The sequence below is a fragment of the Chitinivorax tropicus genome (genome assembly GCF_014202905.1).
GTDB lineage: Bacteria > Pseudomonadota > Gammaproteobacteria > Burkholderiales > SCOH01 > Chitinivorax > Chitinivorax tropicus.
In genome coordinates this window covers 144,532-168,490 of sequence record NZ_JACHHY010000009.1, presented here as the reverse complement: position 1 = coordinate 168,490, position 23,959 = coordinate 144,532, and the positions used below count along the sequence as shown (strand labels likewise).

The window sequence follows — 23,959 nt, the reverse complement described above, 5'->3', positions numbered from 1 at the left end:
GGATATTTAACGCCGGAAGAATTCCGGCAGAAGTACCACCAACAGAGGACCCAGGTTGCTAATTAAAGACTGGGATACCTAACGGGGAAAGGTCATATTGAAGCTCGATCTGGCCGCGCAGGCCATCGCGCTGCTGGAGCAGGTCACCACGCTGGTTGTATTGATACTGCCGCCACAGCACCCCGCTGCCGGGCTGGGGTAGAGGTGCTTCTGGCATGGCCGGGAGGGGCGCTGATTGGTGCCATCCGCTGCTCTGCCATTGTTTGCGGCTTACTATACCTGCGGGGACGAGGTATAGCCGGTATGATCAGATTTATATCTTCTTTTGAGCATAATCCGGAAAAAGCCTAGTTCTTACATGAAAATCACTATGAGGTGAATAGGCCGGATATTTATCCAAATCTTCTTGCGTGCCGGGTCTTTCATTGTCAAGAGCATCAATTACACGAATGCCAGTTCCCTCTCCGTAAGAGAAGTATATTTTGTCGAGATTGTCCTGCTTGAAGTTGTCATCGTGACCAATTATTTGCCAGTTTCCATAGATTTTTTTATCGAAAAGCCCGTATGAGTCTAATATGATTGCTCGTAGTCGTTCGTGAGTAATAATATCTTGAGCGGGTATGTTTGGAGTTGAAAATATAACATCAAAAATCTCAGCAACGTGGCCCAGACTATTTGCAGAAAGAATTCTGCCGGCTCCATATGCACTGCTGGTTAGCTCAAATAAGAAAATATCACCTGGTTTTATATATCTCAGCATGGTCCTTGGTTTGGTGTTCCAGCCTTGAGCTTTTGATTTTGAGGTCATTGGCATTTTCTTTTAAATGAGTTTTTATTTTCTTGATAAGCGTTTTCGAAATATTGCTGCCTCGCTGTCTTGCAGATTGCCTGCCGGGTCGTACTGAAAGCGTTGCAGATGACTCTAGCCAAAGAGGGCCTCGGTTCTGCGGCTGATCAAGTAGTCTGCAGAGGTGTATTGGAGCTTGCTAGATTGGCAATGCCCAATAATACATTTCTTTTATGGTGATGGCGTCAATGGTGACCCGCCTAAAGAGTCGGAGATGAGGTTACAAAAGTCATTGAATGTATTGGAAACCAAATAAAGATGCCCACATTCACCCACCTCTGCAATATCGTACTTCAAGTTCTCATCCTCTGCGTGGAGGTGTGTTCTATCCCAGTAATAGACGTTGCTCGACTCCCCTCTGCAAAGCATTACATAAAAGTTTCCTCCGCCATCCTCTCCAATTATGACGGGGTTTTCCAGGAAATCTATCTCATCTCCAATTTCACGGTGGGTGGATAAAATGTCAAGGCTGGTATTTGCCAGTGCATGGCCGAAGAGATATGAAAATGAAATTTCACCATTTTCAACTTTATCGAATTTAATATTAGAAAAGCTTGGTGGGATGATGGATATGCCATTTGTTTTAATCAGAAAATCTCTATAGATTAATGGAAGTGTAAATCCAAGACTTTTCTCCAGAGAAAGTATCTCTGAAGTATCTAGAGCGAGATTGAATTTGATGGCCATGTTTACCTCCTTGCTTAACAGTTGTTTTTTATGTTGGAGATGCTACCCCTGTGCGTAAAAATATCATGAATTTTTTGTGAATTCTTGCGTGGCATTGCTCTTTTAATGGTGGTGCCACGTTTTGTTGTCATGGGGCGTGTTGAGGGGGTTATTTAGTGGCCTTTATCCAAACGCCCTCAAATTCTTCTTTTTTTATAATCTCGGGTAGAAATTGTGGGTCTTCGGAAATTTCATCTATTGAAGGAATTGTTGTTTCTGAAAGTTGTGTTGAGATTTTGGTTGTTTCGTCATAGGCATAGCCATATTCGCCGTTTGGGAAAATCTCTATCTTTCTAATTTACAAGCTGTCATCATTCAATTCGCTATATAACAAAATCGGTTCATCAGCGAAATGGTGATTCCATTTGATTTTTAGGTGTTTCACTATTGGTTCCTTGCGTAAATAAATATTAAGCATGCTTGGGAAATAGCTTGTCCTTGCATGAATATCGGCGTAGGGTGAGTATGGTGGGTATTTCAATGGGTCGTCTTTTGTTCCAGGCTTTTCCATGTCAAGTGCATCGACTATTTTTATCCCTGGTCCTGTTCCATATCAGAAAAATATATTATCTAGATTATCTTGTTTGTAGCTGCTGTCGTGGCCGATTATTTGCCAGTTCCCATTGGATCTTCTGTCGAAAAGTCCATATGAGTCCAATATTATTGCTCGTAACCGCTTATTGTTAATGATCTCTTCTATGGAAACATCTGGAGATGGGAAAGTAACATCAAAAATTTCTGCAACGTGACCAAATCTGTTGGCGGGAAATAATCCCCCCTGATCCGTAGGCGTTGCTAGCTAATTAAAATAAGAAGATGTCACCAAGTTTTATATCTCTCAGCATTGTTCTTGGCTTGGTGTTCCAGCTTTGTGCTTTTGATTTTGAGGTCATTAACATGTTTCTTCATGAGGCGGTACTATCCTTTGCCCCCATCGATGAAAACGTCGGGGGCGCTTTCTAATTCAAAGTGGCTATGAATTTTGACCAGATTTTTGCTGGATATGGTGAAGTGTGGGTTTGATTTCTTCTATTTCTTCTGCGGTCAAGGTGATGGTGATACAGCGCTGATTCGTCCAGTGAAAATGGTAGGCTGTATCATTACCAAGCCCAATTTTTAATGACGAATCATTTAGGGTGAGGTCGATTGATGGTACTTTAAATCCATATTTCTGATCCTCTGCTTCTATATATATAGATTCTGGTTCTTCGATCTCATCGTAGGAAATGGATATATATCTTGGTGGGAATTCCTCTACCCAAATGGTTATGCAATACAATCCATCATCTTCAAATTCTTTATCTGCTTTAACATGAGTTGTTTTCATGATTTATCCTAGCATGCTCCTTTAAATCCCTTTCCACCTTCTCGGATCTTATTCAAATCACGGCCAGTGAATGTGTAAGTTTTCCCGCTGCTGATTTCATGCACTATGAATTCATCAAGATTCAATGCCTTTGCCATGTTTTTGATGCTTCGTTTACAAAAAGCACAAACTTCAAGACCTTCTACTGTTAACACACCTCTTCCTCCCCGCAAATTAGCATCATAGGCTTTCATCATTGCATCGATTTCTGCGTGCATATCGAAGCGACTGCTATTGGGGCCAGCCAATCCAGGAATTGTAGAACCATTAACACGAGGCGTCCGCTCCGTTGGATTGACTCCAGTAAATATTTGACCAGCCATCTCAAATATTGCATCAACAGTGGCCAACCCCCACGGATCAATCCACCCGGTGGGATTGGGCGCATAGGCATAGAGGTTGAAGCCGCCATTCAGGCCGATGGGGTCGTGGTTGATGAATCGCCCGACATCGGGGTCATAATAGCGGAAGGTGTTGTAGTGTAACCCGGTGCTGTCGTCGGCGTATTGGCCTGCGAAGCGTAGTGGCTGGGTGAGGGTGCTTTGGCCGCTGGTGGTGTGCTGGCCCTCCAGCTTGCCCCAGGCTTGGTAGCGGCCTGCCCAGACCAGCTGTCCGGCTTCATCGGTGACCTCTTGCGGGGTGCCGATCTGGTCGGTGTGGAAGTAGTAGAGCTGGGTGCTGGCGTGATCGCTGGTGCTGTCCTGCCACTGGTCGATGCGGGCGAGTGGGCTGTAGCGCTGGTCGGTTTCATAGACATAGGTGTGGGTGATCTCCGCCTGGGTGCCTGGGGTGTGGATCTCCTGCAGGAGGCGTAAGCCCTGCCAGATGAAACGGGTGGTGCTGTGGGTGTGGGCGGGGCCAGGCTTGAGTGTGGATTGGCTGGAGACGGTCTTGCCGATGCGCCGCCCCAGCACATCGTAATCGAAGCGGGTGATGGTGCGGGTGTCGTGGCAGGTCTGTTCGGTCAGCAGCAGCTGGTCGTCGGCATCATAGACCAGCCGTAAGGTGGTGTGGCTGCCTTTGCGCTTCTCGATCAGGTTGCCATAGGCGTCGTAATCGAACCGCAGGTCTTGATAGACACGCAGCCGATTGTCTTGGACAAGGCCCTCGCTGCCTTGCAGATTGCCTGCCGGGTCGTACTGAAAGCGTTGCAGATGGCTCTGGCCAAAGGGGGCCTCGGTTCTGCGGCTGATCAAGTAGCCTGCCGGGTTGTATTGAAGCTCGATCTGGCCGCGCAGGCCATCGCGCTGCTGGAGCAGGTCACCACGCTGGTTGTATTGATACTGCCGCCACAGCACCCCGCTGCCGGGCTGGGGTAGAGGTGCTTCTGGCATGGCCGGGAGGGGCGCTGGTTGGCGCCATTCGCTGCTCTGCCATTGTTTGCGGCCCAGGGCATCGTAGCCGAATGCGGTGTGCAGGCGGCCCTGGCTGCGCAGGGTTTCACGGTGCAGGTCGTCCCGCTCGATGTCGGTGATGACGCGCTCATCGAACCGGATCTGATGCAGGTGCCCGCTGCCATAGTGTAGGAAACCGAGCTGGTGGCCTTGCGGTAGCATCAGTTGGATCAGGTTGCCCAGCTCATCATGTTGGTACTGCACCCGGCCATGGCGACCATGCTCCTGAGTGAGCTGGCCCGCTGCGTCGTATTCGAACTGGATGGCATCTGGCTGAACCCCCATCTGCAAGCCAAAAGGGGTAGGGGTGCGGTGGAGGTGCAGGGGGCGGCCCAGCGGGTCGTAGGTATAACCGAATACGGCAGTGCCGGTTTCGCGCTTGATCAATCGGCCCAGCAGGTCGTGGGTGAGTCGCACGGTCTTGGACAACGATTGCCCTGCAGCTTGGCCAATGGTGGTTTCGGCAGAGAGCCAGCCCGCCGGATGGTATTGATAATGTTTGCTGAGCTGATCCAGGCGGTGTTCGCTGATCAGGCGGTCGGCTGCGTCGTATTCAAAGCGATAGGCTGCGCCATTGGGGTTGGTCAGCTTGGTCAAACGGCCATAGGCGTCATAGTCATAGCGGGTGGTGTGGTGGGAGACATTGCGATGGGAGATCAACAAGCCCCGCACATCGTATTGCCATTGTTGCTCCATCCGCTGTGGGTCAAGATAGCGGCTCAGCAGCCCGCTACCGCTGTATTCAAACAGCTCACTGCTGCCATCCGCCAATTCGATGCGGGTGATTCGTCCGGCCTCGTCCCGTTGATAGTGCGTCTGCTGTCCCAGGGCGTCGGTCACGCCGATCAGCCGATGCTGGGCATCGTAGTGAAAGTGCGTGGTCTTGCCGGAGCAATCAACTTGTCGTTGTGGTTTGCCACGAGCGGTCCAGAAGAACTGTCGGCGGCCACCTCGTGCATCGATATGGGCTTTGGGTTGAAATGCCCGGTCATATTCATAGTGCTCGGCATGGCCCAGTGGGTCTTGTTGGCGGATCAGGCGGCCATGTACATCGTATTCTGCTTGCCAGTCGCCGCCATCCGGCAGTCTCAATTGGGTGATCTGACGGGTGTTGCCGTGGTATTGGTATTGGGTGACTTGCCCAAGTGGGTCGATTTCACGTTGGATGCGACCCAGGGCGTCAAACTCAAGCTGCAGCTGGCGGTCGCCGGGTAGTTGGAATTGCGTCGGGTGACCGTCGTCGTTGTATTGTGTGCGGTATTCGCTGCCATCCAGGTCTTGATAGGCGATGATCTGATGATGCTCGTCGTATTGCCAGTGGGCAGTGCGGCCTAGGCTGTCAGTCATCCAGCTTTGGCGGTTGGCTGGGTCATATCGATATTGATAGTGTTCGCCGGTATTGGTGGTGTGTTCGATCACGCGGGGCTGGCCACCGATGTTTTCCCAGCGGTAGTGGCAGGTGAAGCCTAGCTGATCCTGCTGCTGCACCATCAGCCCATTCTCGTAACTGAATCGGCGTGTGAGCTGGTTCTGCTGATTGTAGACCGCACTCAACTGGCCATTGTGGTCATACTCGTAACGAACCAGCGTGCTAGGCGACAGCGCGCCATCTGTTGCGGCGGGGTAGTGGATGAGTGCCGCCAACCGGCCTGTGGAGTGATGATATTGGCAGCGTAATTCGTCGCCATTTGGGGTCGTGATCGATACCAGCCTGTCTGTATCGTAGATAAAGGCCAGTGCCTGCCCTAGCGCATCTTCCTGTCGGGCCAGCCTTGCTGGTTGGCCATCGGAAGGGAGTGCCGAAAACAGCAGATAGGTTTGGTCTAGATCATGGATCAGGTAACGACCGTCAGGCAGGCAGGTGAGGAATTTCTGTTCCGCAGCGGAAAAGCTGTTTTCACCTGGGGCCACCCATGGAAAAGCGGTTTCGCGGCCCTGCAGATCAGTGTAGATGATACGGCCACCCGCCTGATGCAAGGTGATGTCCCAAGGCATTCGCCAGCCTTGGCCCAGCAGACCGGATGTGGCGATGCCACTGCTGTAGAAGCGTTGGATGATGATGGGTAACAGGTCATCCACCACCCCGTCGATTTCTTGTTGTGCGAGCAGCAGTTTTCTGCCGGTCGTCGCCTCGACCGGGTGGCCGGTCAATGCGCCCCAGGCGCGGCTAATGGCCGGGGCGACGACATAACGCGAGAGGGCTTCACCGGCCATATAGCCGGCAATGTATCTGCCCGCACAAGGCAGCAGGGCGCGCAAGGGGGCGCCAGCTGCTTTGCGTACCAACCCCGCCAGGCCACCCACCAGCCCGGCGGCAGCGAATGCCCAATCGACATAGGTGCGGTATTTGTCCGGAATCTCCCGCTCGATGGGCAGGTACTGCGCCGTGCCACCACCAATGAAGACATCGGGGGAGCCGTCATCGACTTCTGCGTCACAAGTGGTGTGATCCCCCTTGCGGGCTGCCGGCTGATTGTTGATGAAGACACTGGTGGAGCCCTCGGCAATGAATTGCACTGGTGTATCTTTGCTGCAGCCGACCGTGCTGCGAATGGCATGGGCCGCGGGCCTGAGATTGGTGAAGACATCCAGGCTGCCTGTCGCAATCGCACCAGTGACGGTCCGCATGGCCCGCCCGATGGCTTCCCCTGCCGCCAATAGCCCCTGTGCCCCCAGCCCGGCAGCCAGACCCGCCAATAGAGCGACACCAAAGCCGCAGGTGAAGGTTGCAAAAGCAACTGCAGCAATGAGTGCTACGCCTAACAGCGCACCTATCAGGAAACCGGCCAGGGCGCTGGTGTGGCTGATCGGGTCGCCTACTCGGGCCGCTTCATACATCGTTTATACGCCTTCAATGATTGATCAACGTGGTCTGGCCATGTTGAGATGGTTCATCTCGACCCACCCTGGGATGATGAGCAGCACGCTATTCAGGGCGTGGCACAAAGCTGTCGAGCCAAGCCCGCCATAGCGTATCGAACTGCTCGTCAAGTGCATGCGGGCAGCTGGCCGAGAAGATCAACACACGCGGCCCGCTGATCGAAAACGCCGCTTGCCGCTGCCAGATGGTCAGCTTGCCATTTTTGTAGTGGGCATCGATCTGCTCACCTGTGATGGCCTGCCCATCTTGGCCAAGCGTGGATGGTGTCCGGCGATCCACTCTATGTCCGGTCAGCTTGGCCTTCATGATGCCAAGCTGGCGATCCACATAACGGGCCAAATCTTCACCCGCTTGCATCTGATCCCTGGCAATACTCAGGTTGGGTGCACTGCTGGTGCGGTCCGGCATGATGAACAGATTGGCTGTTCGATCGGCAAAGCCAGCGGGCAGGGCCATGCTGCCTTCATGCAGGTGGTAACGTTCGATATCGTGTTCGTTCATATGTCGGGGTGTTGATCAGCCCGCATTGCCCCACAGGTGTGGGGCAATGCGGTGGTTGTCCTATTTATTGATATTGACCGGCGCACCTTGGATGGTGTGCTGATCGGTCGAAGTCGAGGTGATCGTACTGCCGTTCACCGAGATATTGACCCCCTGAATGCTGATATTCCCCTCTTTGTCCATGGTCAGCTTGCTGGCCCCGACTTCCAGTGTGATGGTGGTGGCCGCTTTGATGTGGACATGCTGGGTTGCGGATGTGATCTCGATCGGGCCGTCCGTCGATTTGACGGTGATCTCCTGTTTGACTTCGGTGTGTTGAAATCCCTTCGTCACATTGATGGTGTGTTCCGGGCCGTTGATGACGGTACGTTTGTTGTGCTGTACCGTGGTGACCATATCCTTCTGTGAATGGATATTGATCAGTTCATTGCCCTTGGTATCGTGGATCACCATTTCGCTGAACCCACCGCCGCCGGGTGTGGATCGGCTCTTGAAGCCCATCATGTGGGCGCCTGCTGGTAGCGCATAGGGTGCTGGCTGGTCGGCATTGAACAGGCGGCCTGTACAGATGGGCCGATCCGGGTCGCCTTCCAGAAAGTCGATGATCACCTCCTGGGCAATACGGGGAATGGCCACTGTGCCCCAGCCCTGGCCCGCCCAGGGCTGGCTGACGCGAATCCAGCAGCTGCTGCGTTCGTTATGGCGGCCATGCCGATCCCAGTGGAATTGCACTTTGATCCGGCCATATTGGTCAGTGTGGATTTCCTGCCCTTGCGGGCCCACCACTGTTGCGGTCTGCGGCCCTTTCATGGTGGGTCGCTCATGGCGGCGGATCGGGCGATAGGGAATCTTGCGGCGGATGGCGTTGAACCCGTTCTGATAGACAAGATGTGGCTGGCCATCACGGATATTGCTGTGTGCTTCCAGTCGCATGCTCAGCACCAGAAACTGGTTGTCACCACCAGCGGCCCCAAACCAGGGATGTTCCAGCAGCTCGAATGTCTGGCCTGCCACCAACCCACGGCATTCAGATCGACCACTGAACAGCTTTGCCTGCCACTCGCAGGCTTCCATGCGGAGCCGGGCTTCGCGCTCGCCATCGCTGATGTTGCGGTAGCCAAAGGCTGGGTTGCCATCGTAAACCTCCAGCCGGGGGATGGCACCTTGCTCGGCAATGGTTGGTTCTTCCAGATATTGCGGGGTGTTCGGGGCTTTGAAATCAAAGGTGTTCAGCGAGATCTTGGATGGTTGCAGCTCACGGCGGGCTGCAAAATGGTTGATGCAATCCTCGGCCTCGACCCGGTTGCCGCCATTGAAACGGATACGTGGATGGTCTGCTTGCGGTGGGCAGCAGCCAGCACTGGTCGAGTCATCGGCAATCACCAAGGTGTGGCCGTCGGGGCGGTGCTCGAAGTAATAGAACAGACCAAACCGCTCCATGATCCGGTTGGCGAAATGCAGGTCGCTTTCACCATATTGCACGATGTAGCTTTCGGCTGGGTATTGCTTCTGAAGTTGAAAGCGATAATCGGCAAAACCTGGGTAGTCTTCCTTGAACAGCATCTCCAGAACTTGCTGCGGCGTCTTTTCCTGATAGATCCGGCTGTTGATGCGATGGGCCAGGGTGGCAAACCAGGGAACGATCCGGGCGTCGTATACCGCCATGCTGCCATCGTGATGGCGAAACGCGAATGCATCGACATAGCCATTCAGGACATGCTCACTGCCATCCTGCAATGAGATGGCCACGGTCACGTTCTTGCCCATGACCTCTTTGAGGTCGATGTCGTGACGTGGTGATTGCAGATCCAGCCGGAACTCATAGGTGTCGGAGATGGCTGATTCGCCAGCGACACTGGCGATGGCAAGTTTGCATCCCTCCGGCAGCCCATGGACACGGATCAGCCGATTGTCCTGGGTCAGGCTGGGAATCTGGCCATTGCCAGCCAGCGCTGCCTTGGCCACCGCCGGAGCCGGTTGGAATGGGATGTCTGACGAGGCGAAGTCCATCACCGCCCTGCCAGCCAGCGGGTGCTCGGCAATATGCAGTTTTTCAGCGATTGGCTCGATGGCTTCGGAAACCGGCAAGGCATCTGCCATGGGTAGGTCTGATGCCAGCGAGCGGGCCATATCGGACAGGGCGTTGGTACTTGAGGCCGTTGCCAGATCAGCCAGCGATGAAACCGCCTGCAAGGCGCGAGGATCGACGCCCGCCGCTTGCGCCAGACTGGTTGCAGCTGTCAGCGGCTGCCCAGATGTGATCGTGCTGGCGGCAGCCATACCCGCTGTAGCCGCATCGGCCAGCTGCTCTTTGACCGCGCCAGCCTCCTGCGCCAAGCCCGTGTCCATGGCCTGCCTGACAAGCGCTGATGGATCGTCTGGAATCGCCGGCAGCGCCTGCTCCAGTCCCAGTTCCGCTGGCAAGGTTGGCTCAACCAGCGAGGGTGGCATGTGTGGAATATGTGAATCAGCCAAGATTGCTCCAAAACACCAGTTGATTGATCAGAGTGTGCCCTGGCTGTCATGAATCCGATGGTTCGCTTGATCTGCGAAAACCTTGTCATGTGTATTCAGTGGTGCAGCCAGAAGGGATCGGCCTGCGATCCGCACTAGGTTGATGAGTGATTATATTTGAATTGGCATATTTATTTTGTTGTCATAATATTGTATCGATTGATATGCGGGTCGGCAAGTGTGCATATGCTTTGATATTTATCTATGTGTTTGAGTAATTTAATTAAAAAAATCATAAAAAGAGATCGCGCAAGGGTATTTGCCCAGTTTTATCTGTGCGGTTGTACATGCGCATATTCGACTGCTGGCATGATGCTGGCTGGGCAAGCCAGCACTAGGGCAGCATGGGTAGTGTGGCGGGTGATGTGGCAAATGGTGGTCAATATAGGAGGAGTGTTTCTTTAATATGCGATTTACGTGGTTTATATGTTTTATATGTCTTCAAGTTAAAATATACCGCGTGCATGGGGTGGGGTAGAATATAAAGCTGCCCGGGTGCCATTATCATGCTCCACTTATCTGGATCGTGACGCAGTGGCCGCTGCCCCTGGGTTCATCATCGGAAAAATCGACAAGGTGCCGCGAACATGCCTCGACAATTGAATTTGATGGAGCCCTTGGCCTGGCTGGATGAGTGGCAGGAACGCTATCTCCAGATCGACATGGGCAAGCGGATGCGCATCCGGGAGCAGATCGCCCAGTTTGTGCCGGGTTTGCACGATGAATGGCAAAGCCAGCTGGAACGCAATCTCTCCACTAAGCGACTGATCCGCTCAGCCAGAACAGTCTGGCAGGCGATGACCGATGCTGAACGCCTGGCGGAACAAGCCGTGCAGAAGCAGTGGCCGGATCTGGACTGGCAGGCGGCGTGGTCTGCCTGGCAGGCATTGCTGCGCCATCTTGCAGTCGCGGTCGGGGGGCTGACGATTTTGTCACATGGTATGGGCAGCGTGTCTGGCATACAGCTGTGGGCATCTGGGGTGGCATCGGGGGATCCTTTTGGCACCATGGTGGCGGATCTGCTTGGGATGGCGTTTCAGCCAACAGAGGCTGATGTGACGTGGCATCAGGCGCGGAGCCATTACACCATCGGCTTTGCCAAAAGCTGGTGTGTTGGGGAGCTGCCGAGCGAGATGGTGGCGTGGCGCGATACCCAACTGGATTACGCCAGCCATGCGATTGCCGACGGGCATCTGCTTGTGGTCGAGCAGGTGTTGCAATCCATGCAGGCGGCCCTGGGCCAGGAGCAGGCTCAAAACCTGTTGACCCAGTTGCGTCAGGGTGGGCTGGGCCAGCCATTCGCGGATTGGGTGGCAGGCCAACGCATGGCCTTGGTAACAATATGAATCGTATGGGCTTGTGATCGTCGGACCGCTAGCCAGATTGAAAGCTACCCCAACTCAAAAATTTACGCTGCTAACCCAGAATGATTTGGAATAAAAACACGATGATCATCCGGGATTGGACGCTTTATCCACTGCTTTGAATAAGAGACTCATCAAGAATAGGCCCTAAACGGGCAGGGCTGGCTTGGCTATGGGATTGGCGAGCCTGCCGCCAGCTTCACCAGATGGTAAGGGGGAGCTTGCCAGGGGTGGGGGTGTGATTAGGTGGGTCAGATTGGGGCGGATTTCTCAATCCGCTTGGCAAAAACTCGCATCTCTTTGGCGGCTTGTTTGTCGCCTTTATCCTCAGCTACCTGTATGCCCTGCCGATAGGCTTCCAGTGCTGCATCTGGCTTGCCTGCCGCTGTCAGCGTCTTTCCCAGTGCTTTCCACGCCGCGGAATAGTGCGGGTCGTGTGCCAAGGTGTCCTGAAAATATTGAATCGCTTCCATCAAATGGCCTGCCTGCAAATGAGCGTTGCCAAGTGAAAAGCGCAGCAAGGCACCATCACGTGGGCCGTTCAGCAGTTTTTCCAGTGCATCGATCATCATGGTTTGTGTTCCTGAGCAGTAGATGATGAGGAGATGGGGGAGGGCTGGGCTGGATTCAACCATTTCTGCAGTAGGGTCTGATCGAGTGTGTATGCCAATATCGCCCCTATGACATACATCGCCAGATCACTAATACTGAACGTATTGCCAAGCACAATATAGGCGACACTGCCCTTGGGCCAACCCAGTAGCTCAGCGAGGTGTATTGCCTGTAGGCCTTCCACCAGAAAACCCAATGCGCAGGCTGTGATGGCCGCTCCACTGACCGATACCTGGCTGATGCCACGGAATACGCAATGTATCAGTATGATGACCAGGATATCGCCCACACTGCCCCGTATGAACATGCCGCCGATCCAGCCTTTGGCGATGGCGAATTCAATTAGGAAGACCAATAGGGCAAGTAACAGATAGATGGCGCGTCCTGATATGGGCATGGTGATCTTCCTTGAAACGAACCGGCAAGCATACCGGCTACTGGCGGTATTGGGTAGTTGCTCTCGGCGGGGCAGGGGCGGCGGTCGAATGAGATGAAGGCCGGAATATTGCGCTTTTCTGCTGGATGTGGAGGTGGCCTGACTCAGCGCTTGCCATGGAATGGCTTGCTATGACGCCATTCGGGGAGAGGCCGAGTGTCTGAGTATTTTTGATGACAAGTGGAATTGGAATGGGCGGCATATGGAAGGGATGGTTGCCAAACATCGCTCAATGGACGGTGACGGCCTCGCGGAGTAGGGGCATGCTGGGCATTGACAACAATAAAACCATGCCTATGGCACGCGGATATCTGCCACCAGGCAGGCCCCCGTCCGTTCTGCTAACAGCTTCCTATAAACCCAGTTCCTGGCTGATTTTGGTCAATTGAGCCTGTAGTTGGCTTACCGTCTCACGTAACGAATCCACCTCTGCACGTAACGCAGCCAGCTCGCTGGTGTGGGCACTGGCAGGTGTGCTGATCGCATTGGTCAATTCGATTGCTGGCTCGCCGCATAATAAGTGTGCCCAGCGGTTTTCCCGGGCACCGGGTTGGCGGGGAAGCTCCTTGACCAGGTTGCCGCTGCTGCGTTCCGCCAGTTCGTTCAGAAAGCCTTCGACTGCCGAGATGTCAGAAAACCGATGCAGGCGCTCGCTGTTGAGGCGGATCTCGCCCGCTGTCTGTGGGCCGCGTAACATTAAGGTGGTCAGGATAGCCAGTGATTGCACAGGGATCTGCAATACACGATCGATATTGTGTGCATAGCGGGCCACCCGACCCCCGCTGGATTCAATCACCAGCGAACGATGCCGTAGATTATCCAGCGCTTCGGCCACGCTCGCCTCCGTCAACTCCATGATCGGGTCGCGGCTGGTCTTTTGATTGCAGCCGGACAGCAGTGCATTCAACGACAAAGGATAGGTGTCAGGAACAGTTTTCTGTTTCTCTGCCAAAACGCCCAGAATGCGCGCTTCGACCAGGGTCAGCTCAGGGAATGGATGATTGGACATGGCATTGTCGGTTTAAGAACACAATGCCTATTATGACCTGTCGCCCGCCTGGGTGGTATGACTGGTGATGATTTGATCGCAAATTCACCAGCGACGGGGCGGCGGGATGATCTTGCCAGGCTCTGTTGATACCGACGGGTACCAACAGAATCTATGGCCGCAGATCAGCCACGGAGGATCAGATTCAACATACGATCCCCCATTTCCTCAATGCTCATGCTGCCATCCGGGCGATACCATTGCACAGTCCAGTTCAGGCTACCGAATATCATTTTCCGCAGGAAGGTCGTATCCGGGTGTACCAAACCTGCAGTGGCGGCTTCATCCAGCACCTGTTGCCAGAGCGTTTCGTAGCGGTCACGTAGCTGGACGATGCGATCACGAGCCTCGGTTGACAGGCTGTGCCATTCATATAGCAGTACTTCCAGGGCATGTTGGCTGCTGCCCAGCAGCGCTGTAAGGTGGCCGGTGACCAGCCTTCGCAACTTTTCTTTGGGCTCGGTCACGCCTTCCAGGGCGAATTCTGCTACCGCAGTGATGTCGGCTACGCCTTTGGCCATCACGGCTTCGAGGATCTCTGCCTTGTTCTTGAAATGGTAAAACAAGCTGCCGGATTGCATGCCAACCGCCTGGGCCAGATCGCGCACGGTAGTGCGTTCGTAGCCTTGGCTGCGGAACAGGTGGGATGCGGCGTCGATCAATTCATCACGCCTAGTCTTGTCAAGTGTATTTTGCATGGGGTAAGAGTCTATCAAGCAAGCGCAAGATTGCGCATCCGCGTTAATCCTAATGCAGTTTCTGGCTCATGTGGAGCTTTGTTGAAAGGCAAGGCGGGTAAAGGCTGGCCGCCGCCGCTGGGTACTACTCATTTCCAGTCCCCCCGCATGCGGGCTACTTGTGTCTGTAGCCCGGCTGCGGTGACTTGGGCGGGGGCGATGGCAGGCTCGGCCAGCAGCTCGATCTTCGACCAGAACCGACGTGGGAAGCGCTGCATGGCCGGGCCATTCTTGCGGCTGAAGAAGCTGCCCCACATCCCGCGTAGCGCCATGGGGATCACGGGCACGGGCGTGCGCAGGACGATGTCCTCAACGCCGCTGCGGAATGGATTCATCTCGCCATCGTAGGTGATCTTGCCTTCCGGAAAGATGCATACCACTTCACCATTGGCCAGCTCTTCTGCCACTTTGTCAAAGGCGCGGGCCTTCATCTCTGGGTCTTCCTTGGATGGTGCGATGGGTATGGCGCGGGCGGTGCGGAACACGAAGCTGATGACCGGGATCTTGAAGATTTGATGATCCATCACAAACCGCACTGGGCGGCGGCAGGCCCCGGCGATGATCAGGGCGTCCATGAAGCTGACGTGGTTGCATACCAGTACGCATGGCCCCTCATCTGGAATGTGATCGAGCCCATCGACTTTCACGCGATACATCAGGTGTGTCAGTATCCACACCACGAACCGCATCAGGATTTCCGGCAGCAGGCTGTAGATGTAGAGTGCCACCACGATGTTGAGCAATGCGGCGCTGAGCAGCACAGTCGGGATATCCACCTTCAAGGCGGCCAGCACACCTGCGAACAGCGCGGAGACTACCATGAACAGGGAATTCAGGATGTTGTTTGCGGCAATGGCGCGCGAGCGGAAGGTGGGCTCTGACCGGGACTGGATCAAGGCATAGAGTGGTACGATGTAAAAGCCACCGAAGATCCCGATCAGGGTAAAGTCGGCCATCAGTCGCCAATGGCTGGCATCGCTGACGAATTCCAACCAGCCCATTGGGCTGAGCGCCTTGGCGGGCGTGGCAAAATACAGATCGATACCGAACAGGCACAGTCCGATCGAGCCAAATGGCACCAGACCCAGCTCCACCTTGCGTCCGGAGAGCTTTTCACATAGCACCGAGCCGAGCCCCACGCCAAGCGAGAACAGCGTCATCAGCAGGGTATAGACACTGGCCTTGCCACCCAGCACCTCAGAGGCATAGGTCGGCAGTTTCGACAGATAGATCGCGCCCAGAAACCAGAACCAGGAAATGCCCAGCAGTGACAGCCAGACTGCGCGGTTTTGCTTGGCGTGGCCGATGATGGCGAAGGTCTGGCGGACGAAATTGAAATCCACTCGCAAATCTGAGATGGCGCTGGGTGCGGGGGGCATCTGGCGCGCGGCCAGATAGCCCACCACTGCGCAGAGCATCAAAGCGCCTACGATGGCCGTCCGGCTATGGAATTCGTCGATCAGCACGGTGCCCGCCACCTGGCCGAGTATGATCGAGACAAAAGTGCCCATTTCGATCAAACCGTTACCGCCGACCAGCTCTTCATCACGCAGGTATTGCGGCAGCACCGAGTATTTGAGCGGCCCGAACAGGGTGGAATGCACACCCATCAGGAAAATGGTGCTCATCAAGATGGCGCCGCTTTCCAGGAAAAAGCCAAGAGCGGCGATCATCATGATGGCGATTTCCATCTGCTTCACAAATCTGGCCACCAGTGCTTTGTCGTATTTTTCGCAGAGCTGGCCTGAGGTTGCAGAGAAAAAGAAAAACGGGAGGATGAAGAGTGCAGCCGTGAGCTGGATGGTCAGCTCCGGTGCCAGCCCGAACAGGCGCATGCCATGAAAACTGATCAGCACGATGACAGCATTCTTGAGCAGATTGTCGTTGAATGCCCCAAAGAACTGGGTGACAAACAAGGGAAGAAACCGCTGTGTCTTCATCAACGAGAACTGGCCGCCAGACATTGAGATGCTCCTGAAGTGCAATTGGTCGGAGTATAGCAGGGAGGGGTGGTGAATCACGCACCCCGCTGGGTTACCGATGTCGAGTATCGTAAAAAGATACGATCTGTGCATTTGGATGGGACGGGTGTTTTTCCAGGGGGCGCTCAGAGTGCTGCATCGACGAGGTGCTGCGTCAATGAGTCCGCATGCTGCCCACTGGGTAGCTTGCGATGCGACTTTTCTCTGCGTGTGTGGATAGTGGCGGGCGCTGTGATGGGTTGTCTGGTCAGGCGGGGTACAGCACGCCCAGCCGCCGCAAGCCATCTGCCCCGGTGACGCTGGGCAGGTTTCCGGGCAGACCATGGTCGAACCGGTAGGCCAACCAGGCGAAGGCGATGGCTTCCATCCAATCCACCCCGATACCCAGCTGGTCGGTGATGAGCACAGTCAAGTGTGGCAGTGCATGCTGTAACGAAGCCATCAGTGCCGTATTGTGTGCACCACCGCCGCACACATAGAGGTGATGACAATCTGGCGCATGCGCACGCAGGCTGTCGGCAATCGAGTGACAGGTCAACGCCAGCAGTGTGGCCTGTACATCCACCGCAGCATGGTGATCAGGCTGGAAACGAGCGAGCCAGGCGAGGTTGAACAAGTCCCGCCCGGTGCTTTTGGGTATCGGCGCCTTGAAATATGGATCTGTCAGCATGTCGGCCAACATCGGCTCGATCACCTTGCCTTGCTGCGCCCAGTGTCCGCCCGCGTCATATGGCTGTTGTCGGTGCTGGTGAATCCAGGCATTCATCAACAGATTGCCTGGCCCGGTGTCGAAGCCTCTGATTTCGCCATCGGCCATCAACAGGCTGATATTGGCGATACCGCCGATGTTCAGTACCGCGCGGGTTTCACCGGGTAGGGAAAATACCGCATGGTGAAAGGCGGGTACCAACGGCGCACCTTGCCCGCCCGCGGCAATGTCCCGGCTGCGGAAATCTGCGATCACATCAATGCCCACACGCTCCGCCAGCAAGGCATGGTTGCCCAGTTGCAAGGTATAACCGTACTCTGGGCGGTGGCGGATGGTCTGGCCGTGGTTACCGATGGCCTTGATTGCGCTCGCTGGCAACTGGGCTTTGGCCAACAGCCCCTGTACTGCATTGGCATAGCAAATGGCCAGCTGCTGGCTGAGCAGCGCCGCACGGTGAAGCTCGTCCGGCCCGCTGTCATGGATGGCCAGCAGGGCAGCGACCAAATCAGCTGGGTAGGGCAGGTAATAGGTTTCCTGCAACTGAGGTGTGCCGGCCTGGAAATCGACCAGGGCTGCATCGACGCCATCCAGGCTGGTGCCGGACATCAGGCCAATGTAGTGTGTGGATGGGTTCATGTGCGGAGTGGCCAAGCAGGCACCTGCCTGCTGCCTGGGTTCAGATGGGTTGGCTGTCAGCCGCGCTTGGCCAACAGGGCATTCGCCACTTTGGAGTTAGGGGTGCGCCGTAAGTAGCTGTTGATATAGGCCGACGCATCGATCAGCTTGTTGAGATTGACGCCGGTTTCGCGCCCCATTCCCTGCAGCATATAGACCACATCCTCCGTTGCCACATTGCCACTGGCACCTTTGGCGTAGGGGCAGCCCCCCAGGCCACCCACCGAGCTGTCGATGGTGGCGATGCCCAGCTCCATGACCGCAAACAGGTTAGCCATGGCTTGGCCATAGGTGTCGTGGAAGTGGGCCGCCAATTGCTTCAGCGGTACCAGTCTGGCGACGGCTTCGACCATTTTCTTGGCGGCAATCGGCGTGCCAACGCCAATGGTGTCGCCCAATGAGACCTCGTAACAGCCGATTTGATGCAGACGCTGCGCGACCTCGGCAACCGCCGCTGGTTTGATATCGCCCTCATAGGGGCAGCCCAGCACGCAGGATACATATCCGCGTACCTTGATGTTTTTCTCCAACGCGGCGTCCACCACTGGCGCAAAGCGCTCAAAGCTTTCGTCGATGCTGCAATTGATGTTCTTCTGGCAGAAGCTTTCGCTGGCGGCAGTAAAGATGGCGATTTCCTCACAACCTGCTTCCAGTGCGGCCTCGAAGCCTTTCATGTTCGGCACCAGCGCCGGGTAGGCGACATGTGGGCGGCGTTTGAGGCCGCGCATGACATCTGCGTGATCGGCCATCTGCGGCACCCATTTGGGTGACACGAAGGCCGTCGCCTCGATGGTATGAAGCCCAGCCTCGCCCAGCATGTCGATCAGGGTGAGTTTGACATCGGTTGGAATCGTGGTGGCTTCATTCTGCAAGCCATCACGGGGGCCGACTTCGACAATCTTGACGCGGGTTGGGAGGGCCATCGATTACGTTTCTGTGTTGAGTAGGATCAGTTCAGTACCTTCATTCACCCGTTCGCCCACTTGGTACAGCAGCTCGGCAACCAAGCCCGCAGCAGGTGCGGCGATGGTGTGCTCCATCTTCATGGCTTCCAATACGATCAGGGGCTGGCCTTTTTCAACTGGCTGGCCTGCTGCAACCAATACCGCCACGACCGTGCCGGGCATAGGTGCGCGCAGGCTGCCTGCGTCATCTTGTTCGTCGAGCCCATCCAGAACTGGGTCGAAACGTTGCAAGATATGGTGCTGGCCGAATACGAACAGGTGCAACTCATTTTCATGGTGAATGATGTCAGCCGTCAACTGGCGGCCTGCCAGATTCACCCGAAGTTGGCCGTCAGTTGCCTGCAATAATTCACACATTATCTTTTCTTCAGCAATTTCAATGATAAATCCGCCATTTCGATAATGTGCCAGTACAGCGCGGTCGCCAGACGTGTCTCTAAAATGCAACTCGACATGGGTGGCTTCGTTCAGCCGCCAGCCTGCAGCATCATTCCAGGGGGAGGTGGGGTCGTCGCTGTGTGTGCGTCGTTGTTCGGCCATTTGCGCGATGTTGGCCAGCTCCGCCAGTGCGGCGATGGCCAGAACCTGAGGGCTGGCGGCAAGGGCATCGGGGATCAGCTCCGCACGGTGGCGGGCGATCAGGCCGGTGTCAACATCGCCACTGGCAAAGGCTGGGTGGGCCACGGTGGCGGCCAGGAAATCGACGTTGGTGGTCAGGCCGACGATGCGGTATTCCGCCAGCGCTTGACGCATTCTGCGCAGCGCTGCTGGGCGGTCTTCACCCCAGACGATCAGCTTGGCGATCATCGGGTCGTAATAGGGGCTGATTTCATCGCCTTCCACCACGCCGCTGTCGATACGTACCTGAGCGCTGGTGGCGGGTGTGCGCAGCACTTGCAGTTTGCCGATGGCGGGCAGGAAGTCCTTGGTGGGGTCCTCGGCGTAGATGCGGGCTTCCAAGGCGTGGCCGTGGATGCGTAGGGTGCTCTGGCTCAAGGGCAGAGGCTCGCCGCAGGCGACGCGCAATTGCCACTCCACCAGGTCCTGCCCGGTGATCATCTCGGTGACAGGGTGCTCGACCTGCAGGCGGGTGTTCATCTCCATGAAATAGAACGCACCGGTCAAGGTGTCCAGAATGAACTCCACCGTGCCAGCGCCGACATAGCCAATGGCTTTTGCGGCATTGCAGGCGGTGTCGCCCATTTGCTGGCGCTGTGCTTCGCTCATGCCAGGGGCGGGGGCTTCTTCCAAGACTTTCTGGTGGCGGCGTTGTACCGAACAGTCGCGTTCGAACAGGTATACACATTGCCCGTGCTGGTCAGCAAACACTTGGATCTCGACATGGCGTGGCTTGGTCAGGTATTTCTCCACCAGCACCTTGTCATCACCAAACGAAGCCAAAGCCTCGCGCTGCGCTGAGGCCAGCTGGCTGGCAAAGTCGTCGGCATGTTCGACGATCTTCATGCCCTTGCCCCCGCCCCCCGCGCTGGCCTTGATCAGCACCGGAAAGCCTATGCGCGCAGCTTCGCGGGCCAGCAATGCTGGGTCCTGATCGTCGCCATGGTAGCCGGGTACCAGCGGTACTTGGGCGCGCTCCATCAACTGTTTGGCGGCGGATTTGGAGCCCATGGCGGCAATGCTGCTGGCAGGCGGGCCGATGAATACGATGCCAGCAGCCTCGCAGGCGGCAGCAAAGTCTTCATTCTCTGACAGAAAGCCATAGCCAGGGTGGATGGCCTGGGCACCGGTCTGGCGGGCAATGTCGATCAACTTGTCACCCAGCAGATAGGATGCCTTGGGCGCAGCGGGCCCCAGCAGCCAAGCCTCATCTGCCAGCTTGACATGGCGGGCCGCCGCATCGGCTTCGGAATACACCGCAACGGTACGGATGCCCAATTGACGGGCGGTGTGGATGACCCGGCAGGCAATTTCGCCACGATTGGCGATCAGTATTTTGTCGAACATGTCTACTTTCCATCCTGTATGCGGGCTGGTGCCCGTCTTGGCGGGTATCGCAGGGAGCGATCTGGTGTACTGCTCGCGAACACTTGCTTTCGCGGTGGTGATTACGTGTGCAGCCAAGCAGCTGTTGGCATGCTGCGCCAGATTCGGTTGAGGCGGGGCTGTTCCGTCAGCTGCTTGCACGGGCCATCAGGTCGCGTCTTTTGCTATTGAGGCAGGCCTTGCGACTGTGTTACCTACAACCTGATCCAGGCTGGCGGACGCTTTTCCAGAAACGCGTTCAAACCTTCCTTGCCCTCCTGGCTGGCCCGGATATGGGCGATGCGCTGCGCAGTGTCATGGATCAGCGCATCATCGATGGCGCTGTGGCTGACACGGTCGATCAGCTGCTTGGCAGCCGCCATGGCGTGTGGGCCATTGGCCAGTAGCAGCTTGATCCAGCTGTTGACCTGTTCGTCCAGATGGTCTGCAGTGGTGACCTCATGCACCAGCCCAAGGCGATGCGCGGTGGCGGCATCGAAGCGCTCAGCGGTCAGGAAATAGCGGCGGGCTTGGCTGGCCCCCAGTTTGCCGACCACATAAGGGCTGATGACAGCGGGAATCAAACCCAGCTTGACTTCCGACAGGCAGAAGCTGGCAGCCTCACTGGCCACTACCAGATCACAGCAGGCCAGTAATCCCACGCCACCGCCAAAGGCCGCGCCTTGTACCCGTGCAATGGTTGGTATGCGCAGGGTATGCAGGATGTGCATCAGACCGGCCAGATCCATGGCGTCGGCCAGGTTCTGCGCTTCGCTGTAGCCTGCCATTCGCTTCATCCAATTCAGGTCGGCCCCGGCGGAGAAGCTTTTGCCCTCTGCCGACAGCACCAGTACCCGTACTGCAGGGTTGCTTTGCAGCTGTTGCAGGTGGTGGGTCAGATCACGGATCAGGCTGTCATCGAAGGCGTTGTGCAGCTCAGCCCGATTCAAGTGCAGCCGGGCGACTCCCCGATCATCGATGGAAAGCAGGACAGAATCGGTCATGGCGTTACTCCTTGAATGAACGGCACAGGATCATGCTGCGGAAGGTCTGGCCATGGTCTTCGCGCGAGCGCTTACGCATGATGCGGTCGAAACCCTGACGGAACCAGAAGGTCAGCGCACTATCGTTGTTGATATAGACCTCAGCGTAGGCGCTGTGGATGCGGATATCCCGCCGCACCTGCTCCACCAGTGACGCCAGCGCCTGGCGGCCATACTGTTTGCCCTGATAGCCGTGGCCCAGCACGAACATCGAGATATGGAAGATGCCGTCACCCGGGGTATTGAAGCGGTAATGGAAGTAACCAATAGGGGTGCCATCGCGCAATTTGATCAAGCGGATGCCAAACGGCGTAGTCGGCTCGATCCCCTCGTTCTGTTGCGCGACCAGCTCATCGTAGACCTCGACCGGCCATTCGCCAAAACTAGGGTCAACATCCGCCAGCATGGCGTTGGAATTGAACAGGCTTTGCATGGCAGGCACATCGTTGAGTGTGGCCTGCTCGAAGACCAACTGATCGGTGTGCCATTGTACCGGCAGGCAAAAATCGGGCCCTTGTGGTGGAAATTCGTGCGGTCTGGCCATGGTTGGATTCCTTACATACGGAACAGACCGAATCTGGTCTCTTCTATCGGCGCATTCAACGAGGCCGAGATGGCCAACCCAAGCACCATGCGGGTGTCTGCGGGGTCGATGATGCCGTCGTCCCATAGGCGTGACGTCGCATAGTAAGGGTGCGATTGGGTGTCGAACTGGGTGCGGATGGGGGATTTGATGCGGTCTTCGTCTTCAGCGCTCAAGGCTTTGCCTTGTTTTTCCAGCGCGTCTTTCCGCACCTGCGCCATCACGCCTGCAGCCTGTTCGCCACCCATCACAGAAATGCGGGCATTGGGCCACATCCACAGAAAGCGCGGGCTGTAGGCGCGGCCACACATGCCGTAGTTACCCGCGCCGAAGCTGCCACCGATGATCACCGTGAATTTGGGCACCTGGGTGGTGGCCACGGCGGTGACCAGTTTGGCACCGTCTTTGGCGATGCCGCCTGATTCGTACTTGCTGCCGACCATGAAACCGGTGATGTTCTGCAGGAATACCAGGGGAATGCCGCGCTGGGAGCAGAGCTCGACGAAATGCGCTCCCTTGAGCGCACTCTCGGAGAACAGCACGCCGTTATTGGCCAGGATGCCTACCGGGTAGCCGTGGATATGGGCAAAGCCACACACCAGGGTGGTGCCATACAGCTCCTTGAATTCGTCAAACCGGCTGCCATCGACGATCCGGGCAATCACTTGGCGGATATCGAAGGGTTTTTTCAGGTCGGTAGGGACGATGCCATACAGCTCTTCGGCTGGGTAGTGCGGTGCCTCGACTTGCCTGGTGGCGAGCGGCATGGGTTTGCGCCAGTTCAGGTTAGCTACCACGCGCCGGGCCAGGCTGAGTGCGTGGCGGTCATTCTGGGCGTAGTAGTCGGAGACACCTGAGGTACGGGCGTGGACATCGGCCCCGCCCAGGTCTTCCGCACTGACCACCTCGCCGGTTGCTGCCCGCACCAGTGGGGGGCCGGCCAGGAAGATGGTACCTTGCTTGCGGACAATGATGGAGTAGTCGGACATGGCGGGCACATAGGCGCCGCCTGCCGTGCATGAGCCCATCACGCAGGCGATCTGGGGCACTCCTTGGGCCGAGAGGTTGGCTTGGTTGAAGAAGATCCGTCCGAAATGGTCACGATCGGGAAATACTTCATCCTGATTGGGCAGGTTGGCACCACCGGAATCCACCAGTGCGATGCAGGGTAGTCGGTTGAAAGCGGCGATCTCCTGGGCGCGGAGGTGCTTTTTGACCGTGATCGGGTAATAGGTGCCGCCTTTCACGGTGGCATCGTTGGCGATGATCATACACTCGACCCCCGATACCCGGCCAATCCCGGCGATCAACCCGGCTGAGGGTACTTGATTGTCGTATTGGTCCCAGGCGGCAAGTTGCGACAGCTCCAGAAACGGCGAGCCTGGGTCGAGCAGGGCGCGTACCCGGTCACGGGGTAGCAGCTTGCCACGGGCGACATGTTTCTGCCGGGCATCTTCCCCCCCGCCATGGTGGATCTGGGCAACTTTGTCGCGCAGGTCGTTGACCAGCGCTTCCATCGCCAGCTGGTTCTGTCGAAACGCCTCGGAGCGGTTATTGATGGTGTTCTTGATCGTATTCATGGTGGAGTTGTCC

Annotated in this window: 19 protein-coding genes; 1 reads left to right on the top strand and 18 read right to left on the bottom strand. The window is 56.1% G+C overall.

Annotated elements, in window-relative coordinates:
• Positions 1 to 313: 313 nt before the first annotated feature.
• The 7 genes from HNQ59_RS09080 to HNQ59_RS09050 form a co-directional block, all read right to left on the bottom strand.
• Positions 314 to 808 carry an Imm26 family immunity protein gene (locus HNQ59_RS09080; RefSeq protein WP_184038040.1) on the bottom strand — a complete coding sequence of 165 codons (495 nt, stop codon included), beginning with the start codon at positions 806 to 808 and terminating at the stop codon, positions 314 to 316.
• A gap of 210 nt (positions 809 to 1,018) precedes the next feature.
• Positions 1,019 to 1,534 carry an SMI1/KNR4 family protein gene (locus HNQ59_RS09075; protein WP_184038037.1) on the bottom strand — a complete coding sequence of 172 codons (516 nt, stop codon included), beginning with the start codon at positions 1,532 to 1,534 and terminating at the stop codon, positions 1,019 to 1,021.
• 148 nt (positions 1,535 to 1,682) lie between these two features.
• Positions 1,683 to 1,862, bottom strand: a complete 180-nt coding sequence (locus HNQ59_RS19995) for a DUF6881 domain-containing protein (RefSeq protein WP_425491375.1) — start codon at positions 1,860 to 1,862, stop codon at positions 1,683 to 1,685.
• A gap of 684 nt (positions 1,863 to 2,546) precedes the next feature.
• Positions 2,547 to 2,900 (bottom strand): hypothetical protein, encoded by a 354-nt coding sequence (locus tag HNQ59_RS09065; protein WP_184038034.1) that lies wholly within the window; start codon positions 2,898 to 2,900, stop codon positions 2,547 to 2,549.
• 8 nt (positions 2,901 to 2,908) lie between these two features.
• Positions 2,909 to 7,171, bottom strand: coding sequence for an RHS repeat-associated core domain-containing protein (locus HNQ59_RS09060; protein WP_184038031.1), 4,263 nt, complete (start codon positions 7,169 to 7,171; stop codon positions 2,909 to 2,911).
• A gap of 88 nt (positions 7,172 to 7,259) precedes the next feature.
• Positions 7,260 to 7,715, bottom strand: a complete 456-nt coding sequence (locus tag HNQ59_RS09055) for a DcrB-related protein (RefSeq protein ID WP_184038029.1) — start codon at positions 7,713 to 7,715, stop codon at positions 7,260 to 7,262.
• A 60-nt stretch (positions 7,716 to 7,775) separates the two neighbouring features.
• Complete coding sequence (locus HNQ59_RS09050; RefSeq protein ID WP_184038026.1) at positions 7,776 to 10,190, bottom strand: type VI secretion system Vgr family protein; 2,415 nt, start codon at positions 10,188 to 10,190, stop codon at positions 7,776 to 7,778.
• Between the two features lie 626 nt (positions 10,191 to 10,816).
• Between HNQ59_RS09050 and HNQ59_RS09045 the strand changes: the two genes are divergently transcribed.
• On the top strand, positions 10,817 to 11,575 hold the full coding sequence (locus HNQ59_RS09045) for a DUF6861 domain-containing protein (RefSeq protein WP_184038023.1): 759 nt from the start codon (positions 10,817 to 10,819) through the stop codon (positions 11,573 to 11,575).
• A 269-nt stretch (positions 11,576 to 11,844) separates the two neighbouring features.
• Here the strand turns inward: HNQ59_RS09045 and HNQ59_RS09040 are convergent, their stop codons facing one another.
• The 11 genes from HNQ59_RS09040 to HNQ59_RS08990 all read right to left on the bottom strand — a co-directional run bounded on the left by HNQ59_RS09040 (position 11,845) and on the right by HNQ59_RS08990 (position 23,946).
• A complete protein-coding gene (locus HNQ59_RS09040; protein WP_184038020.1) occupies positions 11,845 to 12,165 on the bottom strand; it encodes a tetratricopeptide repeat protein in 321 nt (106 codons plus the stop codon).
• Positions 12,162 to 12,602 (bottom strand): ribosomal maturation YjgA family protein, encoded by a 441-nt coding sequence (locus tag HNQ59_RS09035; RefSeq protein ID WP_184038018.1) that lies wholly within the window; start codon positions 12,600 to 12,602, stop codon positions 12,162 to 12,164. Before HNQ59_RS09035 ends, HNQ59_RS09040 begins: the two co-directional genes overlap by 4 nt.
• A 391-nt stretch (positions 12,603 to 12,993) precedes the next feature.
• Positions 12,994 to 13,650, bottom strand: coding sequence for a YceH family protein (locus HNQ59_RS09030; protein WP_184038015.1), 657 nt, complete (start codon positions 13,648 to 13,650; stop codon positions 12,994 to 12,996).
• A 164-nt stretch (positions 13,651 to 13,814) separates the two neighbouring features.
• Positions 13,815 to 14,387 (bottom strand): TetR/AcrR family transcriptional regulator, encoded by a 573-nt coding sequence (locus HNQ59_RS09025; RefSeq protein WP_184038012.1) that lies wholly within the window; start codon positions 14,385 to 14,387, stop codon positions 13,815 to 13,817.
• A 128-nt stretch (positions 14,388 to 14,515) separates the two neighbouring features.
• A complete protein-coding gene (locus HNQ59_RS09020) occupies positions 14,516 to 16,390 on the bottom strand; it encodes an MFS transporter (RefSeq protein WP_184038009.1) in 1,875 nt (624 codons plus the stop codon).
• Between the two features lie 265 nt (positions 16,391 to 16,655).
• Positions 16,656 to 17,753, bottom strand: coding sequence for an anhydro-N-acetylmuramic acid kinase (locus HNQ59_RS09015; RefSeq protein ID WP_184038006.1), 1,098 nt, complete (start codon positions 17,751 to 17,753; stop codon positions 16,656 to 16,658).
• 56 nt (positions 17,754 to 17,809) lie between these two features.
• Positions 17,810 to 18,715 (bottom strand): hydroxymethylglutaryl-CoA lyase, encoded by a 906-nt coding sequence (locus HNQ59_RS09010; RefSeq protein ID WP_184038003.1) that lies wholly within the window; start codon positions 18,713 to 18,715, stop codon positions 17,810 to 17,812.
• A 3-nt stretch (positions 18,716 to 18,718) separates the two neighbouring features.
• Positions 18,719 to 20,722, bottom strand: a complete 2,004-nt coding sequence (locus tag HNQ59_RS09005; protein ID WP_184038001.1) for an acetyl/propionyl/methylcrotonyl-CoA carboxylase subunit alpha — start codon at positions 20,720 to 20,722, stop codon at positions 18,719 to 18,721.
• A gap of 233 nt (positions 20,723 to 20,955) precedes the next feature.
• The gene (locus HNQ59_RS09000) at positions 20,956 to 21,744 is read right to left on the bottom strand and encodes an enoyl-CoA hydratase/isomerase family protein (RefSeq protein WP_184037998.1); all 789 of its coding nucleotides are present in this window, start codon (positions 21,742 to 21,744) and stop codon (positions 20,956 to 20,958) included.
• Positions 21,745 to 21,748: 4 nt separating this feature from the next.
• Positions 21,749 to 22,327: a GNAT family N-acetyltransferase gene (locus HNQ59_RS08995; RefSeq protein ID WP_184037995.1), complete on the bottom strand. Its 579-nt coding sequence runs from the start codon at positions 22,325 to 22,327 to the stop codon at positions 21,749 to 21,751.
• An 11-nt stretch (positions 22,328 to 22,338) separates the two neighbouring features.
• A complete protein-coding gene (locus HNQ59_RS08990; RefSeq protein WP_184037991.1) occupies positions 22,339 to 23,946 on the bottom strand; it encodes a carboxyl transferase domain-containing protein in 1,608 nt (535 codons plus the stop codon).
• Between the last annotated feature and the right edge of the window lie 13 nt (positions 23,947 to 23,959).

Bases quoted from the DNA above. Each gene is read 5' to 3' on its own strand.
- HNQ59_RS09080 (WP_184038040.1), bottom strand. From the start codon at position 808: ATGACCTCAAAATCAAAAGCTCAAGGCTGGAACACCAAACCAAGGACC.
- HNQ59_RS09075 (WP_184038037.1), bottom strand. From the start codon at position 1,534: ATGGCCATCAAATTCAATCTCGCTCTAGATACTTCAGAGATACTTTCT.
- HNQ59_RS09065 (WP_184038034.1), bottom strand. From the start codon at position 2,900: ATGAAAACAACTCATGTTAAAGCAGATAAAGAATTTGAAGATGATGGA.
- HNQ59_RS09060 (WP_184038031.1), bottom strand. From the start codon at position 7,171: ATGTATGAAGCGGCCCGAGTAGGCGACCCGATCAGCCACACCAGCGCC.
- HNQ59_RS09055 (WP_184038029.1), bottom strand. From the start codon at position 7,715: ATGAACGAACACGATATCGAACGTTACCACCTGCATGAAGGCAGCATG.
- HNQ59_RS09045 (WP_184038023.1), top strand. From the start codon at position 10,817: ATGCCTCGACAATTGAATTTGATGGAGCCCTTGGCCTGGCTGGATGAG.
- HNQ59_RS09040 (WP_184038020.1), bottom strand. From the start codon at position 12,165: ATGATGATCGATGCACTGGAAAAACTGCTGAACGGCCCACGTGATGGT.
- HNQ59_RS09035 (WP_184038018.1), bottom strand. From the start codon at position 12,602: ATGCCCATATCAGGACGCGCCATCTATCTGTTACTTGCCCTATTGGTC.
- HNQ59_RS09030 (WP_184038015.1), bottom strand. From the start codon at position 13,650: ATGTCCAATCATCCATTCCCTGAGCTGACCCTGGTCGAAGCGCGCATT.
- HNQ59_RS09025 (WP_184038012.1), bottom strand. From the start codon at position 14,387: ATGCAAAATACACTTGACAAGACTAGGCGTGATGAATTGATCGACGCC.
- HNQ59_RS09020 (WP_184038009.1), bottom strand. From the start codon at position 16,390: ATGTCTGGCGGCCAGTTCTCGTTGATGAAGACACAGCGGTTTCTTCCC.
- HNQ59_RS09015 (WP_184038006.1), bottom strand. From the start codon at position 17,753: ATGAACCCATCCACACACTACATTGGCCTGATGTCCGGCACCAGCCTG.
- HNQ59_RS09010 (WP_184038003.1), bottom strand. From the start codon at position 18,715: ATGGCCCTCCCAACCCGCGTCAAGATTGTCGAAGTCGGCCCCCGTGAT.
- HNQ59_RS09005 (WP_184038001.1), bottom strand. From the start codon at position 20,722: ATGTTCGACAAAATACTGATCGCCAATCGTGGCGAAATTGCCTGCCGG.
- HNQ59_RS09000 (WP_184037998.1), bottom strand. From the start codon at position 21,744: ATGACCGATTCTGTCCTGCTTTCCATCGATGATCGGGGAGTCGCCCGG.
- HNQ59_RS08995 (WP_184037995.1), bottom strand. From the start codon at position 22,327: ATGGCCAGACCGCACGAATTTCCACCACAAGGGCCCGATTTTTGCCTG.
- HNQ59_RS08990 (WP_184037991.1), bottom strand. From the start codon at position 23,946: ATGAATACGATCAAGAACACCATCAATAACCGCTCCGAGGCGTTTCGA.